The sequence below is a fragment of the Streptomyces sp. NPDC051740 genome, assembly GCF_044453165.1.
Classification (GTDB): Bacteria; Actinomycetota; Actinomycetes; order Streptomycetales; family Streptomycetaceae; genus Streptomyces; species Streptomyces atrovirens.
In genome coordinates, this window is record NZ_JBITCL010000010.1 from 44,752 (window position 1) to 61,997 (window position 17,246).

The window sequence follows — 17,246 nt, forward strand, 5'->3', positions numbered from 1 at the left end:
ACCAGTGATACGGCAACGGAGAATGTGGGCCGGCCTGCTGGCCGCCCTGCTCATGGTGCTCGGCCTGCAGACGGCGTCCGCGGCCGGCGGGACCGGGTCCACCGACGCCGAAGCGGCGGAGCAGGTGCTCACCTGGACCGCCGGTGACGGCATCACCGAGTACACGTCCGCGCCGACGACCGCGGTGGCCGGTCCGGCGACCATCGTTTTCGAGAACAGCGCGGCGACCGGCAACACCACCGGGATGCCGCACACGCTGACGTTCGTGACCTCCGACCCGGAGTTCAACGACGACGTCCAGCTGAACATCATGGCCAATCCGAACGACGCCCAGGGCGGCAGGTACACCGCGGAGGTCACGCTCACCCCAGGCCGCTACTTCTACCACTGCACCATCCCCGGCCACGGCGAGATGCAGGGCATCCTGACGGTGACCGAGGGCGGCGGCGGTGAGGACACCACGGCGCCCGAGGCCACGGCGAAGGTGACCGGCTCGCAGAACGCCGACGGCGAGTACGTCGGTTCGGCGAGCGTGACCGTCGAGGCCACCGACGCGGACTCCGGCGTGGAGCGGATCGAGTACGCGGTCGGGGCCGACGGCGCCTGGCAGCCGTACACCGCCCCGGTCGTGGTCGACCAGGTCGGTACGCACACCGTGCGCTACCGCGCCCTGGACAAGGCGGGCAACGTGTCGGCGGAGCAGAGCGTCGGGTTCACCGTCGTCGCCCCGCAGTCGGACGACACCACCCCGCCGGAGACCTCGGCGACGGTGGCCGGTGAGAAGAACGACGACGGTGACTACATCGACATGGCGACGGTCACCGTCACCGCATCGGACACCGGCACTGGCGTCAACACCATCGAGTACGCGATCGGCGCCGACGGCGCCTGGCAGGCGTACACCGGTCCGGTGATGGTGCACGAGGTGGGCACGCACACCGTGCGCTACCGCGCCACCGACAGGGCGGGCAACGCGGCGGCGGTCAAGAGCGTGGAGTTCACGGTCGTCGCCGCTCCCCCGCAGGACACCACCCCGCCGGCGACCGGTGTGACCGTGGCGGGCACCAGGAACTCCGACGGCGCCTACGTCGGTGACGCCACCGTGACCGTCAGCGCCGACGACGGGCACGGCGGTTCCGGCGTCGCCGGCATCGAGTACTCGCTCGACGGCGGCCCCTACCTGGCGTACACCGAGCCCGTGGTCGTCGACCGGGCGGGCCGGCACACGGTCGCGTACCGGGCGAGCGACAACGCCGGCAACACCTCCGAGCCGCTCACGGTGAGCTTCACGGTCGTGGCGGACGGCGGGGTGCCCGCGCCCAACTGCCCCGAGTACGACGAGCGGTTGACGGTGATCGTCGGCACGGTCGACTCGGGTGTGCCGAACCGGGTCACCAACAACCGGTGCCGGATCGGCGAGCTGATCGAGGACGAGAAGGAGTGGACCTCGCAGGCGCTGTTCCTGAAGCACGTGAAGAGCGTGCTGGACGGGCTCGAGAAGGAAGGGGTCATCGACCAGCGGGAGTACCGGGCGGTCAACAAGGCGGCCCGGCAGTCCGGCATCGGCAGGCCCGGCCAGACCGAGGGCTACCGCAAGATCCTGGACGGCAGCGAGGAGTCGTTCGCCAAGTGGGAGCAGGTGGGCGGCGGTTCGTTCGGGCTGAACCCGGACGGCTCGATCACCTCGGGCACCACCCGGGGCGGGCTCGGCATGCTGTGGTTCCCCGAGCGCAAGTACGGCGACTTCTCGCTGAAGCTCCAGTGGCGTGACGACGCCCCGGGCACCGGCAACGCCAACTCCGGTGTGTTCGTGCGGTTCCCGCAGGTCCACGACCACCCGGAGGAGACGCGGCCGGAGTGGGTCGCCATCAAGTACGGGCACGAGGTACAGGTGTTCGACTCGCCCACCGGCGACATGTACAAGACGGGTTCGGTCTACGGCTTCGACCGGGTCGGCCTGGCCGGCGCGGGCGTGACGCAGAAGGGCGCCTGGAACGACTACGAGATCCGGGTGGTGGACCAGCACTACTCCGTCTACCGCAACGGTGTGCTGATCAACGAGTTCGACAACACCGGCGGCCAGGAGTTCACCCCGCCGCGCTCGGACGACCCGGGCACGGACGGGCGGCGGTTCGCCTCCGGTTACATCGGACTGCAGGTGCACGGCACGACGGACGTCGTCTCCTACCGGGACGTCCGGATCAGGGAGCTGTAGTCACGGCGGGACGGGAGGCCGGGGTTCCCGGCCTCCCGTCCCGTCACGGCAAGCCGTGGGTCAGGGCTGCATCAGCACCTTGACCGCGCCGTCGCGCTTTTCCTGGAACATCGCGTAGGCGTCCGGGCCCTCGGCGAGCGGCACGCGGTGGGTGGCGAAGTCGTCGACGCCGAGCGGGTCCTCGTCGGTGAGGTAGGGGATGATCTCGTCGCTCCAGTGGCGTACGTTCGCCTGGCCCATGCGCATCTGGATCTGCTTGTCGAACAGGGTGAGCATGGGCATCGGGTCGGCCATGCCGCCGTAGACGCCGCTGATCGAGATGGTGCCGCCGCGCCGCACCAGTTCGATCGCGGTGTGCAGGGCGGCGAGCCGGTCGACGCTGAAGCGTTCCGCCATCGGGCCGCTGAGTTTGCGGGGCAGCAGCGCCGAGGCGTTCTGCACCATGCGGGCCGCCGCGCTGCCGTGCGCCTCGGTGCCGACGGCGTCGATCACGGCGTCGGGGCCACGGCCGTCGGTCCGGTCGCGGATCGCGGTGACGAGTTCCTTCTCGTCGTCGAAGGAGCGCAGGTCGAAGGTCTCCACGCCCCGCTCCTTCGCCCGGTTCAGCCGCTCCGGGACCAGGTCCACGCCGAACACCCGCCCGGCGCCCTTGACCTGGGCGACCCGGCAGGCCATGTCGCCGATGGGGCCGAGTCCGAGCACGGCGACGCTGCCGCCCTGCGGGACACCGGCGTACTCGACCGCCTGCCAGGCGGTGGGCAGGACGTCGGAGAGGTAGACGAACCGGTCGTCGGACGGCCCCTCGGGGACCTTGATCGGGCCGTACTGGGCCTGCGGGACCCGCAGGTACTCGGCCTGGGCGCCCGGTACCGCGCCGTACAGCCGGGTGTAGCCGAAGAGCGCCGCGCCCATCCCCTCGGCACTGACCTGGGTGGTCTCGCACTGGGTGGGCAGTCCGGTGAGGCACATCCAGCAGTTGCCGCAGGCGATCTGGAACGGCACCACGACCCGGTCGCCGACCTGGAGGTCGGGCACCGCCGCGCCGACCTCCTCGACGATGCCCATCGGCTCGTGGCCGAGGATGTCGCCCGGGGTCATGAACGGGGTGAGGACCTCGTACAGATGCAGATCCGATCCGCACAGTCCGGTGGAGGTGATGCGGATGACCGCGTCCGTCGGCTCCTCGATCCGGGGATCGGGCACGTTCTCCACCCTCACGTCCCGCTTTCCCTGCCAAGTCAGTGCCTTCATCGCCGCCCGCTCCCTCCGTGGTGGCCGGTGTGTCGCTCGTGCGGTGGGCGTCCGGGTACCCGAGCGGCCGTGTGCCGAACCGCCGGTCGCCGAGCCGATCGGCGGAGGCCACCGCGCGGGACCGCCCCTGAGCGGCTGTGGCCGGTGACGACAGGAAAAGCGCACAATCAAGACAACGGATGACATGAGGCGGGCGCGGTGGCGACGGTGGGCACGGAGCGACGAGGGGCGGGCCGACGGCGCGGCACGGGAGCGAGGGCGCTGGTCGCCGCCTTGCTGGCGGCCGGGTTGGCAGCGGGCTGTACGACATCGGACGGATCGCGCGACGACGGGCGGGGTTCACCGACACGGCCCGGCGGGCAGGCCGGCCCGCCGGTACTCGCCGTGAAGATCGACAACGCTCCCGCAGCCCGGCCTCAGACCGGCGTGGACGCCGCCGACGTGGTGTACGCCGAACAGGTCGAGGGCGGGTCCAGCAGGCTGATCGCCGTGTACGCCACCGAGCTGCCGGAGTCCGTCGGTCCGGTGCGCAGCGCCCGGGAGTCGGATCTGGAGCTGCTGCGCCAGTTCGACCGGCCGGTGCTGGCCTACTCCGGGGCGCAGAGCAGGCTGACGCCACTGATCGAGCAGGCACCGCTGCAGGCGGTGACGCCCGAGTCGGAGCCCGGGGCCTACACCCGGGACGCCGGCCGGTCCGCTCCCCACAACCTGTATCTGCGACCGGAGCGGCTCATGGACGTCCCGCCCGGCGAGGCCGCCCTGACCACCGGTTTCCGCTTCGGCCGGCCACCGGCGGACGGCGAGCCCCGGAACGAACTCACGGTGCGCTACCCGGCCGCCCGCTTCACCTTCACCTGGTCCGGTGCCCGAGACCGCTGGCTGGTCTCGATGGACGGCGCCCCGGCACTCACCCCGGGGGGCGAGCGGCTGGCGCCCGCGACGGTCGTGGTGCAGTACGTGACCGTGCGCGGCTCCGGGTTCCGGGACTTCCTCGGCAACAACACCCCGTACACCGAGACGGTGGGCTCCGGGGAGGCCACCGTGCTGCGCGGCGGACGCGCCTACGAGGCGAACTGGGAGCGGCCCGCCGCCGAGGGCGGCACCTCGTTCAGCACCGGCTCCGGCGAAGCGATGAACTTCGCGCGCGGCCAGGTGTGGGTGGTGTACGCGAAGACGCCCTGAGCCTCAGCGCGGCGCGGTCAGGGTGGGGGCCGGGTCGCGCAGTCCTTCGGCCGCGTCGGCCACCCGCCGGATCAGGTCGATGAAGAGCGCCTGCTCGCCGGCGTCGAGCGGGGCCAGGAAGACCTGGTTCATCCGCGCGGTGCGCACCGTCAGCTTGCGGTGGGTGCGCACGCCGTCGTCGGTGAGGCGCAGCAGGAAGCGGCGGCCGTCCTGCGGATCACGGACCTTGTCCAGCAGCCCGCGCCGGATGAGCCGGCCGATCACCTCGGCGATGGTGGACCGGTCAAGACCGACCCGCTCCCCCACGGTGCGCTGGTCCAGGCCCGGCTCGGCGACGAGCGCGTTGAGGACCGCGAACTGCGGCGAGGTGATCTCCTCGGAGACCATCGTGTTCCACAGCAGGTGGTGCGCCTGCTGGAGCCGCCGGGCGAGGTGCCCGGGATGGGTGGTGAGGTCCACGGCGGCCATGTGCGCTCCCCCGGTCGTTTCATCGGTGCACTGATTTTCAGTGGGCATCAGAAGAGTACTGGACAGAGGAGCCACCTCGTGTAAATACTCAGTGCGCTGACTAAATGGTCTCGGGTCGCCTGGAAGGGATGAGGTTCCTCGGATGGACAAGGTGGTCGCCTCGGCTGCGGAGGCGGTGGCTGACGTGCCGGACGGCGCGTCACTGGCGGTGGGCGGCTTCGGCCTCAGCGGTGTGCCGAACGTGCTGGTCCAGGCGCTGTACGAGCGGGGCGTCGACGGCCTGTCGGTCGTCTCGAACAACTGCGGGGCGATGGAGTCCGGGCTCGCGGTGCTGCTGGCGGCGGGCCGGATCGCCCGGGTGACCGGTTCCTACATCGGCGCGAACAAGGAGTTCGCCCGGCAGTACCTGTCCGGTGAGCTGGAGGTGGAGCTGATCCCGCAGGGCACGCTCGCGGAGCGGCTGCGCGCCGGAGGCGCCGGCATCCCGGCGTTCTACACCCCGGCCGGGGTGGGCACGCAGGTCGCCGAGGGCGGACTGCCCTGGCGCTACGACGGCTCCGGCGGGGTGGCTCTCGCCTCGCCCGCGAAGGAGGTCCGGGAGTTCGACGGCACCCAGTACGTGCTGGAACGCGGCATCCGCACCGACTTCGCACTGGTGCGGGCGGCGAAGGGCGACCGGCACGGGAACCTCGTGTTCAACAAGTCGGCCCGCAACTTCAACCCCCTGGCCGCGATGGCCGGCCGGGTGACGGTCGCGGAGGTGGAGGAGCTGGTCGAGCCCGGCGTCCTCGACCCGGACGCGGTGCACCTGCCGGGCGTCTTCGTGCAGCGGGTGGTCGCCCTCACGCCCGAGCAGGCGGCGGACAAGAAGATCGAGCGGCGGACGGTGAGCGGCTGATGGCCTGGACACGGGAAGAGATGGCCGCGCGGGCGGCCCGGGAGCTGAGCGACGGCCAGTACGTCAATCTCGGCATCGGCCTGCCCACGCTCATCCCCAATCACCTCCCGCCGGGTGTCGAGGTGGTGCTGGAGAGCGAGAACGGCATCCTGGGCACCGGCCCCTACCCCGCCGAGGACGCCGTCGACCCTGACCTGATCAACGCCGGGAAGGAGACCGTCACGGTCCTTCCGGGCGCCTCCTTCTTCGACTCGGCGCTGTCGTTCTCGATGATCCGCGGCGGGCACATCGACGTCGCCGTCCTCGGCGCGATGCAGGTGTCCGGGCGCGGCGACCTGGCCAACTGGGCGATACCCGGCAAGCTCGTCACCGGTATCGGCGGCGCGATGGACCTGGTCCACGGCGCCCGCACGGTGATCGTGGTGATGACCCACACCGCGAAGGACGGCTCGCCGAAGATCGTGACGGAGTGCGCGCTGCCGCTGACCGGCAAGGAGTGCGTGGACCGGATCATCACCGACCTCGGCGTCCTCGACGTCACCGACGACGGACTCGTCCTCGTCGAAACCGCTCCCGGCGTGACCGTCGAGGAGATCACCGCCAAGACCGGAGCCGAACTCACCCTCGGGGAGGGCCTGTCGTGACCGACACACTCACTCAAGCCGACATCGACGCCGAGATCGCGGCCGAGCACGCCGCGTACGGGAAGCGGGTCGCCGACGGGGCCCCCGTCGAGCACCACCCGCGCCGCGGCTACGCGCCGTACCGCTCCTCGGTGCTGCGCCACCCGAAGCGGCCCCCGGTCGCCATCGACGTCACCAAGGACCCCGAGCTGGTGGAGCTGTCCTCCCCCGCGTTCGGGGAGCGGGACATCACCGAGATCGACAACGACCTCACCCGGCAGCACACCGGCGAGCCCGTCGGCGAGCGCATCACCGTCTCCGGCCGGCTGCTGGACCGCGACGGACGGCCGGTCCGCGGCCAGCTCGTGGAGATCTGGCAGGCCAACTCGGCCGGCCGGTACGCCCACCAGCGCGAGCAGCACGACGCGCCGCTGGACCCGAACTTCACCGGCGTGGGCCGCACCCTCAGCGACGACGAGGGCCGCTACCACTTCACCACCATCCAGCCGGGCCCCTACCCCTGGCGCCAGCACCTCAACGCCTGGCGGCCCGCCCACATCCACTTCTCCGTCTTCGGCACGTCGTTCACCCAGCGGCTGGTGACGCAGATGTACTTCCCCAGCGATCCACTCTTCCCGTACGACCCGATCATCCAGTCGGTGACCGACGACGCCGCACGGCAGCGGCTGATCGCGACGTACGACCACAGCCTGTCGGTGCCGGAGTTCTCGATGGGCTACCACTGGGACATCGTGCTCGACGGACCGCGGGCCACCTGGATGGAAGAGGGGCGCTGACCCACCATGACGAAGATCGACACCACGCGTCCGGAGACCGTGCTGCCCACCCCGTCCCACACGGTCGGCCCCTTCTACGGCCACGCCCTGCCCTTCCCCGGCGGCGAGGACATCGCACCGCTCGGGCACCCCGACACCGTCACCGTGCACGGGTACGTGTACGACGGCAACGGCGACCCGCTGCCGGACGCGCTGCTGGAGCTGTGGGGGCCGGACCCCGACGGGAACGCGCCGACGGCGGACGGTTCGATGCGGCGGGACCCGGCGAGCGGCGGCTTCCTGGGACGCAACGGCGTGGAGTTCACCGGCTTCGGGCGGATCCAGACCGACGCGAACGGCCACTGGTACGCCCGTACCCTGCGCCCCGGAGCGCGCGGGGGGAACGCGCCGTACCTCAGTGTGTGCGTGTTCGCGCGGGGTCTGCTGGTGCACCTGTTCACCCGGATCTACCTGCCGGGCGACGAGGCGGCACTGGCGGCGGACCCGCTGCTGTCCCGGCTCGACACCGCGCGCCGCGACACGCTGGTCGCGGGCGAGGAGGGCGCCGGCACGTACCGTTTCGACATCCGCCTTCAGGGCGAGGGCGAGACGGTCTTCCTGGAGTTCCAGTGACATCAGCCGATTCCGACACCGGTCTGCTCGCCCCCGGGTGGGCCGGTTCCCCGGCCGCCGCCGAGACGGCGGACGCGGCGTTCCTGCGGGCGCTGCTCGACGCGGAGGCCGCACTGACCCGCGCCCAGGCCACGCTGGGGCTCGCCCCGGCCCGGGCGGCGACGGCGGTGACGGAGGCGGCCGGGACCGGCCGGTTCGACGTCGCGTCCCTCGCCGGGCGGGCGCGGGCCGGCGGGAACCCGGTGATCCCGCTGGTCGCGGAGCTGACCCGGACGGTGGGCGGGGAGTACGGCCCGTACGTGCACCGGGGGGCGACCAGCCAGGACATCATGGACACGGCGATGATGCTGGTCACCCACCGCGCCCTGGGCCCGGTCCTCGCCGACCTCGACCGCTGCGGGCGGGCCCTGGCCCGCCTGGCCGCCGGGCACCGCGACACCCCGATGCCGGGCCGCACCCTCACCCAGCACGCCGTACCGACGACGTTCGGGCTGAAGGCGGCCGGATGGCGGTCGCTGGTGCTGGACGCCCGGGACCGGGTGACGGCGGTACGCGGCTCGCTGCCCGCGCAGCTCGGCGGTGCGGCCGGGACACTGGCGGCCTTCTCCGCGTACGGCGCCGAGGACCCGACCGCGCTGCCGGGTGCGTACGCCCGTGAACTGGGCCTCGCGGAACCGCCGTTGCCCTGGCACACGCTCCGCACACCGGTCGCCGACCTCGCCGGCGCTCTCGCCTTCGCCGCCGGTGCCCTGGGCAAGCTCGCGGCGGACGTCCTCGTCCTCTCCCGTACCGAGATCGCGGAGCTCGGCGAGGGCAGCGGTGGCGGCTCGTCCGCCATGCCGCACAAGGCGAACCCGGTCCGCTCGACGCTGATCGCGGCGGCGGCCCGGCGGGCGCCGCAGCTCGCGGCCACGCTGTACGGCTCACTGGTCGCCGAGGACGAACGGCCGGCCGGGGCCTGGCACGCCGAGTGGGAACCGCTCAGGGACCTGCTCCGCCTGGTGGGCGGCGCCGCCCGCGACGCGGCCGAACTGACCGAAGGCCTGCGGGTGCACCCGGACACGATGCGCGAACACCTCGGCCTCACCCACGGGTTGATCGTCTCCGAGCGGCTCTCCGCCGAACTGGCGCCGGTCCTCGGCCGCGCCCGCGCGAAGGAGCTGCTGACGGAACTGGCCCGGCGGGCGTACGAGGAGGGCCGTGACCTCGGCGAGCTGCTTGCCATCGAACCCGAGTTGAAGGGGGTCGACCTCACCGAGGCGACCGACCCCGCCCGTTACACCGGCTCCGCGGGAGCCCTCACCGACCGTGCCCTGGAGCGACGTTGACCGACCGACTTCTCAACCACGCGGAAGAGGGCCCCGCTTCCGCTCCCCCACTGCTGCTCGGACCCTCACTCGGCACGTCGTACGCCCTGTGGGACAAGGTGGCGCCCGAACTGTCGGCCGCGCACCGGGTGGTCCGCTGGGACCTGCCGGGGCACGGCGGCTCGGCGGCGGGGCTGATCGGTCCCGGAGCGACGGTCGGCGATCTCGCCGATCTGGTACTCGCGCTCGCCGACGCGCTCGGCATCGAGCGGTTCGCGTACGCGGGCGTCTCGCTGGGCGGTGCGGTGGGGCTGCATCTGGCCGTGCACCGTCCGGACCGGCTGTCGTCGCTGGCCGTGATCTGTTCCTCGGCGCACTTCAACGGCGCCAAGCCGTGGGAGGAGCGGGCGGCGCGGGTGCGGGGCGGGGGGCTCGCCGAACTCGCGGAGGGCGCGGACGCCCGCTGGTTCACGTCCGGGTTCACCGTGCCGGGGCTGGTCCGGGACCACCGGGAGGCCGACCCGGAGGCGTACGCCGCCTGCTGTGACGCGCTGGCCGCGTTCGACCTGCGGGACCGGCTGGCGGAGGTGTCCGTGCCGACGCTGCTGGTGGCCGGCCGGGAGGACCCGGCGACGCCGCCCGAGCATCTGCGGGAGATCGCGGACGCGGTGCCGGACGCCACGCTGGTGGAGCTTCCCGGTGCCTCGCACCTGGCGCCGGCACAGCGCCCGGAGGCGGTGCTGACCGCGTTGCGGGCGCACTTCGACGGGGCCGCCCGGCGCGGTGTGGAGGTGCGCCGGGAGGTGCTGGGCGACGCGCACGTGGACCGGGCGCAGGCCCGGCAGACGCCGTTCACGGCACGCTTCCAGGACTTCATCTCGCGCTACGCCTGGGGCGAGATCTGGACCGACCCGACCCTCACCCGCCGCGAACGCAGCATGATCACGCTCACGGCGCTGGTCGCGCACGGCCACTACGACGAGCTCGCCATGCATGTCCGCGCGGCGCGCCGCAACGGGCTCACCCCCGAGGAGATCGGGGCGGTACTGCTCCAGACGGCCGTGTACTGCGGGGTCCCGGCGGCGAACTCGGCGTTCGCGACGGCCCAGCGGGTGCTGGCGGAGGAGGAGTGACCGGGGAGGTCCTCTAGCGCGGTCCCACGCCCGTCCCGAGCTCCTGTCCGGCCCGCTCCACCAGGCCGTCCGCGCCGCAGGAGCGGGCCAGGGCGAGGCCGCGTTCGAGGTCGGGGACGGAACGGGCGAGGATGCCGTACTCGACGCGGGCCGCGGCGTGTTCGTACTGGCAGGGGGAGGACTCCAGGTAGGTGACCGCCTGGGCGGCGAGGCGGACCGCGCGCTGGCCGGTCTCCAGGGCGGCGGCGACGCGCAGGGCCTCCCCTATGGCGGTGTCCGTGCCGAGGCGTTCGGCCCGCCGGCGGACGTCGACGGCCAGCCGGGCGGCGCGGGCCGGGTCCTCGCCGGCGAGGGCGCGGGCGAGGTCGGCGGCCGCGAAGACGTGCACGGGGTTGTGGTGACCGCGGGTGGCGGCCGCCTTCTCGGCCGCCTCGAGTTCGTTGATGCCGTCCTTGGTACGGCCGACGGCCAGCAGCAGCCGGCCGCGTACGGAACGCGGGTCGGGCAGCACGATGGTGGACGGGTAGGGCGGCGCGAAGCCGTGCCGTTCGGCCACCTCCCAGGCCTCGTCGGCCCGGCCGCGGGCGAGCAGGGTGTCGACGAGGTTGCAGGTGGCCGTCCAGTACAGGGGCAGTCCGCGGCCGACGCGTTCGGCGAGGCGCAGGGACTCGCGCAGGGACGCCTCGGCCTCCGGCAGCCGGCCCCGCCTGCGGTGCCCGAGGCCCACGTAGGCGTGCGCCAGGACCAGGTGGCCCCCGCTCCAGCCCGCCGTCTCGTAGGCGTTCAGGCCCTCGTGGTAGAGGCTCTCGGCGCGGTCCAGGCGGTCGGTGTAGGCATAGGCGTCGGCCAGCATCAGCAGCAGCTCGACGCCCCACTCGGGGTCGGTCCAGCCGAGGCCGGGGGCGAGGCGGCCGTTGACGAGGGCGCGGTCGCAGATCTCCACGATCTCCTCGGCGTTCTCGCCGCGCATCATGGCGTCGAAGCCGCGCACGATGAGCAGCGCGCGTTCGGAGTTGTCCCGGCCGGTGCAGGTGGCGGCGAGTTCGGCCAGCCGCTCGGAGCGGCCGGGGGAGGCGGCCTCGCCGGAGTGGATGCCCTCCCACATGAACTGCACGGTCCGCAGCCGCAGTTGAGCGGGGCCGGGTTCGAGCCGGGCGGCCTCCGCCTCGACCGTGCGGACGGCCTCCTCCAGCTGGTCGTTGTGGAGCAGCGCCTGGGAGAGGCGGACCACGGCGTCCACCCGGCGGTCGCCGTCGAGGCCGGGCATGCCGAGGGCGGCCCGCAGATGGCCGATGGTGCGGGCGGGTGCGGTGAGGAAGGTGGCGCAGCCCAGTTCGTAGAGGACCTGTGCGTGGACCTCGGGGCGGGGCGGTTCCTCCAGGGCGCGTTCCAGGCAGCGGCGGGCGGCGTCCGGGGCGCCGACGGCGAGGTGTTCGCGGGCGGCCTCGCGCAGTTGCCAGACGAGTTCACCGTCGTCGTCCGGGTGCACTTCGAGGAGGTGGCGGGCGGCCGCGGCGGCACCGCGTCCGGAGTCGGTGACGATCCGGGCGGCGATGCCGTGCATGGCGCGGCGCAGCGCGTCGGGGATGGAGTTGTAGACGGCGGTGGCGATCAGGGGGTGGACGAACTCGAGGTCGGCGGGGGTGGTGCGGCCCGTGGCGGACGGGTCGGGGGCGGTGAGGATGCGGGCGCTGCGCAGGAGTTCGGCGCAGCGGGCGGCGTCGTCGGCGTCCAGGGTGGCGAGCCGGGCCACCAGGCCGACGGTGATGTCGTTGCCGAGGATGGCGGCGGCCCAGGCGAACCGGGTGGCGTCTATGCCGAGTTGTTCCAGGCGGGCGACGAGTCCGCCGCCGCGGGCGGAGCGGTTCAGGTCGCGCAGTTCACCGGCGTGGGCCTCGACGGGTTCGAGTTCGCTGTCCTGGACCTTGGCGAGGAGTTCGACGGTCTCGTAGGGGTTGCCGCCGGTGACGGCCCAGACCTCGCGGCAGAACGCGGCGTCGGCGTGATCCCCCAGGGTGGCGCGGGTGAGTCCGGCCGCGGCCTCCGGGGTGAGGACGCTGAGGGTGGTGACGGGGTGGTCGGCCGCGGCGGCGACGGCGTCCAGGTACCGGGCGCCGGCTCCGGAGATCTCGCCGGACCGGCGGGCGACCACGACGAGGACGGACAGGTCCGCCAGGCGTTCGGCGAAGGCGGCGAGCCAGCGCAGGGTCTCCTGGTCGGCCCAGTGCGCGTCGTCGATCAGCAGGACCAGCGGCCAGTCCCGGCGGGCCAGCCGGCGCACGGCGGCGACCAGTCCCTCGCACACGCCCTGCGGGTCGGCGTGTCCCTCGCCGGGGTCGGCTATGCCGAGGGCGGGGCCGGCGATGTCGTACCAGTCGCCGAGGTACTCGCGGGCCTCCTCCGGCAGCATCGACACCAGCGCGGGCTGGAGGAGCCGGCGCACGACGTTGAAGGGGACGGTGCGCAGGGTCTCGCCGCCCCGGGCCGACCACACGGTGCAGCCGCGCCGTTCGGCGATGCGGCGGGTCTCGGCGAGCAGCGCGGTCTTGCCGAGTCCGGCCTCGCCCCGGAGCACCAGCAGGCCGCCCGGTGAGGAGCGGTCCGCGCACAGGGTGTCGACGGCCCGTGTGATGGCGGCGACTTCCTCGTCGCGCTCCCACAGGCCGGCCGGGGCGGCGGCCGGGGGCCGTACCTCCGTCATCCCGCTACCTCCCCGAGTCGCCCGAATGACGTACAGACCTTGAGCGTAGTCCCCCCGCCGCCGCAGCGGTGGCCGCTCGCGCCACGTGTTGCCGTGACGGGTGACACGGCCCCGCCGGGTCGACGCGTTCCGCCCCTCACCAGGCGTCCTGCTGGTCAACTCCTGTCAAGGGGCGGGGAGATGACAATCTCCGGGGCGGGCGCGGCGGAGGTGTGACGGGGCTCTCTCATCCGGCTTTCACCGAGGCCTCATACGGTAGGGGCATGACGCAGGTGACTCCTCCCGGGTGGTACCCCGACCCCGGGCAGACGAATGAGGGGCCGGCCACCGAGCGCTGGTGGGACGGCAGGGCCTGGACGGAGCAGGTCCGCCCGGTGGGGCCGGCCGCCGCCTGGGGTCCCCCGGCGCCGGGCGGCGCGGGCGGGCCGGCGTATCCGGCCTACCCGGCGTATCCCGCTCCGGCGCCGCCCGGACGGGGACGGCGGGTGCGGAACGGGATAGCCGTGGCGGCGGCCGTCGCCGTCCTGGCGAGCATCGGCGTGGGTGTGTACGCGCTGACGGACGACGGCGGGGGCGGCGGCACCACGGCCTCGCAGGGACCGGGCGGACGGGACGGCGGGCCGTTCGGTGACTCCGGCGGGCAGGACGGGGACTCCGGTGGTTCCGGGGGTCCGGGCGGTTCCGGTGGCTCCGGTGGTGAGGAGCCGGCGCCGGACGGGTCCGGGGCGCCGCGGATCGAGAGCGGGTCGGTGACCGACGCGCTGAGCGGCATCAGTCTGCCCATCCCGGACGGCTGGTACGGCCAGGAGTCGGAGGTGGGTGCCGCGGTGACGTCGGAGAACTCGTACGACTGTCCCGGTGACACCTCCAAGACCTGCACCAAGGGCGGGGCGTACTCGGCGCCGGCCCTGGCGTTCGGCACCAAGGGCTCCACCGCCGAGGAGGTCGCCAAGGCCGACATCTCCGCCAACGCCGAGGAGAGCTACGGCGGTGAGGCCTACGGGAAGATCACCTCGCACGACGTCCTCGCGTCCAGGGCCGTGACCGTCGCCGGGCAGAAGGGCTACCTGGTGCGCTGGAAGGCGGTCACCAGCGAGGGCTCCGACGGGTACGTCCAGTCGCTGGCCTTCCCGTCCCCCGCGCAGCCGCAGCAGATCGTCCTGGTCCGTTTCGGGGTGGACACCGACCAGAAGCAGTCCGTGCTCGACGAGATCACCGAGGGCATCGAGGTGTCCTCGGGCGGCGGCGGCAACGGGCAGGACGTCTGACACCCCGCACCTGACGGCCGGGTGGGGCACCCCTCCGCTCAAGAGGTGTCCCACCCGGCCGGGGTGAGCGCCGCCCCCGTCCCCACGGTGCGGCGCGGTCAGGCCGCCGTACGGTCATCCCGTCGACGGCGGCCTGCGTCTCATTCGAGGCCGAGGGCCGGCAGCACGGCGGCCTCGACGAACCGGAGCAGATACTCCGCGTCCGCGTTGCGGCCCTCCAGGACGGGCCGGACCCGCAGCACACCGAAGAGCTGCGCCGGGACGTACTCCAGCGCCGGGTTCCCGGCGGCGACCTCCCCGCGCTCGACGCCGCGCCGCAGGATCTCCCGCAGCGCGCCGATCTCCGGGTCGACCAGTGCCTCGCGCAGCGCCTGCGCCAGTTCCCGGTCCTGGAGGACCGCGTGCCCGAGCGCCTGGAGCAGCGTGGTGTCCTTCGGCGACCACTCCCCCGCGCACCGCGCGACCTCGCGCAGGTCCCCGGCGAGGGTGCCGGTGTCGATACGGGCGAACCGCGTCTGCCGGCTGGAGCGCAGGGCGGCGGCGACGAACTGCGGCTTGGTCCGCCACTGCCGGTACAGCGTGGACTTGCTGCACCGCGTGCTGGCGGCGATGCCCTCCATGCTCACGGCGTCGTAGCCGCACTCGCGGATCTGGTCCAGCACGGCGTCGAAGAACTCCCGCTCACGCTCCGGGGTGATCTTGGAGCGGCGCGAGGTTCCGGCCGGCCCGGGTCGGCCCGCGTCCTGCGGCGTCATCGGCTCGGCTCCTTGTCCTTCGAGTGAGGCGCGCGTCATCGATACGCCAGTGTACCGGTACACGACCGTATCGGTACACTGGCGTATCGGTACGCACCCGTATCGATGAGAGTCGGTACCCGCGCGCACCGTCTGCACCACGACAGAAAGGGCCGGGGGATGAATGGCCGCAAGGAGCCTGGCCCCGCGGGGTCCGACGCGCCGGCGCGTCCGCCGCTCGTCCGTGAACTCCTGCTGGTGGCGGGACTCTTCCTCGTCTACAAGCTCGGGCGGCGACTGGCGACCGGCCACACCGGCGAGGCGTACCGCAACGGCCACGAGGTGTGGGACCTGGAGCGCGCGCTCCACCTGCCCGGCGAGGGCGCGGTGCAGTCCCTGCTGCTGCACGGCGACGGGTTCGCGCACCTCGCGAACACCTACTACGCGGTCGTCCACTTCCCGGCCACCGCGGCCTTCCTGGTCTGGCTCCATCTGCGCCGCCCGGCCCACTACGTCTGGGCGCGCCGGATCCTGGCGGCGGTCACCGCCGCCGCGCTGGTGCTGCATCTGGTGTTCCCGCTCGCCCCGCCGCGGATGCTCGCCGCCACAGGGCTGGTGGACACCGCGCGGGTGTACGGGCCGTCGGTGTACGGCCCGCCGGGGACCGACCGGCTGTCGAACCAGTTCGCGGCGATGCCCTCGCTGCACTTCGGGTGGGCGCTGATGGTGGCGGTCGGCCTGGTCGTCGCCACGCGCGCCTGGTGGCGGTGGCTGTGGCTGCTGCACCCGCTGGTGACGCTGCTGGTCATCGTGGGGACGGCGAACCACTTCTGGCTGGACGCGCTCGTGGCGGCGGCGCTGCTGGGCCTCGCGCTCGCGGTGCTGCGCCTGCCGCGGCACACGGCGACGGGGGCGGGGACGGGACGGATACGGGCCCGTCGCGTGCCGGCGCGGGACCGGGCGTTCGCGGGGGCGGGCCGATGAGCGCCGTCGTCGTGGCCGTCCTGCTGTCCCTCGTCTCCGCCGTCGCCTACGCCGCCGCCGCGGTGGCCCAGGAACGGCTGGCCTCCCGGTCCTCCGGCACGCTGCGACTGCTGGCCGACGGCGTCTGGTGGTGGGCGGTCGCGCTGAACGCCTCGGCCGCGCTGCTCCATGTGGTCGCGCTCAAGTACGGCCCGCTCACCGTGGTCCAGCCGCTCGGCGCCCTCACCCTGGTCGCGGCGGTGCCCATGGGGGCGCGGATCGCGGGGCGGCCGGTGAGCGCGGTCGAGTGGCGGGGTACGGCGTTCACCCTCGCCGGTCTGGCGGCGGTGCTGGTGACGGCGTCCGGGCCGGCTCCCGACGACGCGCTGAGCGTGCCCGAGGCGCTGGTCGTCGCGGGCGGTACGGCGTCGCTGATCGGCCTGCTGTCATGGCCGGGGGCCCGGCCCGGTCTGCGGCACGCGACCGCGTCGGGCATCGCCTCCGGGGTGGCCTCGGCGCTCACCCAGACCGTGACGGTCGCGGTGACGGACCGGTCCGGCCCCCTGCTCAGTGCGCAGGTGCTCGTGGTGGCGCTGCTGGTGGCCGCCTTCGCGGCCGGCGGACTGCTGCTGTCGCAGACCGCCTACCGGGGTGGCCTGGGCGCCCCGCTCGCGGTGGTCACCCTGACGAACCCGCTGGCGGCCGCGGTGATCGGCCTCTCCCTCCTGGGCGAACGCCTCCGCGCCGGCCCGACGGGCATCCTGCTCGCCCTGACCGGCGCGGCGCTCGCCGCCTGGGGTGTGCTGCTGCTGAGCCGGGCGACGCCCCACCCGACGGGAGCACCCGTGGCCCCACCGGCGCCGGTCCCCCCGGCCCCGACCCACGTGAACGCTCCCGCGATGCGGCAGCGGAGCTCCGTGGAGGACCCCCCAGTCGTCACCGCGGGCAGTCGTGCCTCCCCCAGAGCCCGAAAGGGCCTGGGAGGTACCCCCAGGGTGGCACGGGTGGGCGGTGGGGGTCCCCCCGCTCGAGCGAAGCCGAGAGTGGGGGAGGCCCCCCGCGAACGCCGGGCTGCGTAACACCCCCCGCCCAGC

15 protein-coding genes are annotated in these 17,246 nt (G+C 73.5%); 11 read left to right on the forward strand and 4 right to left on the reverse strand.

Annotated elements, in window-relative coordinates; all coding sequences use genetic code 11:
• Window positions 1-22: 22 nt before the first annotated feature.
• Window positions 23-2,215, forward strand: a complete 2,193-nt coding sequence (locus ACIA6T_RS18470; RefSeq protein ID WP_399447526.1) for an OmpL47-type beta-barrel domain-containing protein — start codon at window positions 23-25, stop codon at window positions 2,213-2,215.
• 60 nt (window positions 2,216-2,275) lie between these two features.
• Here ACIA6T_RS18470 and ACIA6T_RS18475 read toward each other — a convergent pair whose 3' ends face one another.
• Entirely contained in the window at window positions 2,276-3,466 is a 1,191-nt protein-coding gene (locus tag ACIA6T_RS18475) for a zinc-dependent alcohol dehydrogenase (RefSeq protein ID WP_399447527.1), read from the reverse strand.
• A gap of 198 nt (window positions 3,467-3,664) precedes the next feature.
• On the opposite strand from ACIA6T_RS18475, the gene ACIA6T_RS18480 reads away from it, so the two are divergent.
• Window positions 3,665-4,648, forward strand: a complete 984-nt coding sequence (locus tag ACIA6T_RS18480; RefSeq protein ID WP_399447528.1) for a DUF3048 domain-containing protein — start codon at window positions 3,665-3,667, stop codon at window positions 4,646-4,648.
• Window positions 4,649-4,651: 3 nt separating this feature from the next.
• Here the strand turns inward: ACIA6T_RS18480 and ACIA6T_RS18485 are convergent, their stop codons facing one another.
• Window positions 4,652-5,116, reverse strand: a complete 465-nt coding sequence (locus ACIA6T_RS18485) for a MarR family winged helix-turn-helix transcriptional regulator (RefSeq protein ID WP_399447529.1) — start codon at window positions 5,114-5,116, stop codon at window positions 4,652-4,654.
• Window positions 5,117-5,258: 142 nt separating this feature from the next.
• Between ACIA6T_RS18485 and ACIA6T_RS18490 the strand changes: the two genes are divergently transcribed.
• Genes ACIA6T_RS18490 through pcaD form a run of 6 tightly spaced genes read left to right on the forward strand, consistent with a single transcriptional unit; the run spans window position 5,259 to window position 10,486 of the window.
• Window positions 5,259-6,014 (forward strand): CoA transferase subunit A, encoded by a 756-nt coding sequence (locus ACIA6T_RS18490; protein ID WP_399447530.1) that lies wholly within the window; start codon window positions 5,259-5,261, stop codon window positions 6,012-6,014.
• Window positions 6,014-6,658, forward strand: a complete 645-nt coding sequence (locus ACIA6T_RS18495; protein ID WP_399447531.1) for a CoA transferase subunit B — start codon at window positions 6,014-6,016, stop codon at window positions 6,656-6,658. Before ACIA6T_RS18490 ends, ACIA6T_RS18495 begins: the two co-directional genes overlap by 1 nt.
• A complete protein-coding gene (gene pcaH / locus ACIA6T_RS18500) occupies window positions 6,655-7,434 on the forward strand; it encodes a protocatechuate 3,4-dioxygenase subunit beta (protein WP_399447532.1) in 780 nt (259 codons plus the stop codon). The genes ACIA6T_RS18495 and pcaH overlap by 4 nt, the downstream gene beginning before the upstream one ends.
• 6 nt (window positions 7,435-7,440) lie before the next feature.
• The gene (gene pcaG / locus ACIA6T_RS18505) at window positions 7,441-8,046 is read left to right on the forward strand and encodes a protocatechuate 3,4-dioxygenase subunit alpha (protein ID WP_399447533.1); all 606 of its coding nucleotides are present in this window, start codon (window positions 7,441-7,443) and stop codon (window positions 8,044-8,046) included.
• A complete protein-coding gene (pcaB, locus tag ACIA6T_RS18510; protein WP_399447534.1) occupies window positions 8,043-9,374 on the forward strand; it encodes a 3-carboxy-cis,cis-muconate cycloisomerase in 1,332 nt (443 codons plus the stop codon). Before pcaG ends, pcaB begins: the two co-directional genes overlap by 4 nt.
• The gene (gene pcaD / locus ACIA6T_RS18515) at window positions 9,371-10,486 is read left to right on the forward strand and encodes a 3-oxoadipate enol-lactonase (RefSeq protein ID WP_399447535.1); all 1,116 of its coding nucleotides are present in this window, start codon (window positions 9,371-9,373) and stop codon (window positions 10,484-10,486) included. Before pcaB ends, pcaD begins: the two co-directional genes overlap by 4 nt.
• 13 nt (window positions 10,487-10,499) lie before the next feature.
• On the opposite strand, the gene ACIA6T_RS18520 is transcribed toward pcaD, so the two are convergent.
• Window positions 10,500-13,187, reverse strand: a complete 2,688-nt coding sequence (locus ACIA6T_RS18520; RefSeq protein ID WP_399447536.1) for an ATP-binding protein — start codon at window positions 13,185-13,187, stop codon at window positions 10,500-10,502.
• A gap of 263 nt (window positions 13,188-13,450) precedes the next feature.
• On the opposite strand from ACIA6T_RS18520, the gene ACIA6T_RS18525 reads away from it, so the two are divergent.
• Window positions 13,451-14,455, forward strand: coding sequence for a DUF2510 domain-containing protein (locus ACIA6T_RS18525; protein WP_399447537.1), 1,005 nt, complete (start codon window positions 13,451-13,453; stop codon window positions 14,453-14,455).
• 140 nt (window positions 14,456-14,595) lie between these two features.
• Here the strand turns inward: ACIA6T_RS18525 and ACIA6T_RS18530 are convergent, their stop codons facing one another.
• On the reverse strand, window positions 14,596-15,210 hold the full coding sequence (locus ACIA6T_RS18530; protein WP_399447538.1) for a TetR/AcrR family transcriptional regulator: 615 nt from the start codon (window positions 15,208-15,210) through the stop codon (window positions 14,596-14,598).
• Window positions 15,211-15,369: 159 nt separating this feature from the next.
• Here ACIA6T_RS18530 and ACIA6T_RS18535 point away from each other — a divergent pair, with 159 nt between their 5' ends.
• Window positions 15,370-16,173 (forward strand): phosphatase PAP2 family protein, encoded by an 804-nt coding sequence (locus ACIA6T_RS18535; RefSeq protein WP_399447539.1) that lies wholly within the window; start codon window positions 15,370-15,372, stop codon window positions 16,171-16,173.
• Entirely contained in the window at window positions 16,170-17,231 is a 1,062-nt protein-coding gene (locus tag ACIA6T_RS18540) for a hypothetical protein (RefSeq protein WP_399447540.1), read from the forward strand. Before ACIA6T_RS18535 ends, ACIA6T_RS18540 begins: the two co-directional genes overlap by 4 nt.
• Window positions 17,232-17,246 lie beyond the last annotated feature (15 nt).

Coding starts and splice junctions, on each gene's coding strand:
- ACIA6T_RS18470 (WP_399447526.1), top strand. CDS start 23: ATGTGGGCCGGCCTGCTGGCCGCCCTGCTCATGGTGCTCGGCCTGCAG.
- ACIA6T_RS18475 (WP_399447527.1), bottom strand. CDS start 3,466: ATGAAGGCACTGACTTGGCAGGGAAAGCGGGACGTGAGGGTGGAGAAC.
- ACIA6T_RS18485 (WP_399447529.1), bottom strand. CDS start 5,116: ATGGCCGCCGTGGACCTCACCACCCATCCCGGGCACCTCGCCCGGCGG.
- ACIA6T_RS18490 (WP_399447530.1), top strand. CDS start 5,259: ATGGACAAGGTGGTCGCCTCGGCTGCGGAGGCGGTGGCTGACGTGCCG.
- ACIA6T_RS18495 (WP_399447531.1), top strand. CDS start 6,014: ATGGCCTGGACACGGGAAGAGATGGCCGCGCGGGCGGCCCGGGAGCTG.
- pcaG (WP_399447533.1), top strand. CDS start 7,441: ATGACGAAGATCGACACCACGCGTCCGGAGACCGTGCTGCCCACCCCG.
- ACIA6T_RS18520 (WP_399447536.1), bottom strand. CDS start 13,187: ATGACGGAGGTACGGCCCCCGGCCGCCGCCCCGGCCGGCCTGTGGGAG.
- ACIA6T_RS18525 (WP_399447537.1), top strand. CDS start 13,451: ATGACGCAGGTGACTCCTCCCGGGTGGTACCCCGACCCCGGGCAGACG.
- ACIA6T_RS18530 (WP_399447538.1), bottom strand. CDS start 15,210: ATGACGCCGCAGGACGCGGGCCGACCCGGGCCGGCCGGAACCTCGCGC.
- ACIA6T_RS18535 (WP_399447539.1), top strand. CDS start 15,370: ATGAATGGCCGCAAGGAGCCTGGCCCCGCGGGGTCCGACGCGCCGGCG.
- ACIA6T_RS18540 (WP_399447540.1), top strand. CDS start 16,170: ATGAGCGCCGTCGTCGTGGCCGTCCTGCTGTCCCTCGTCTCCGCCGTC.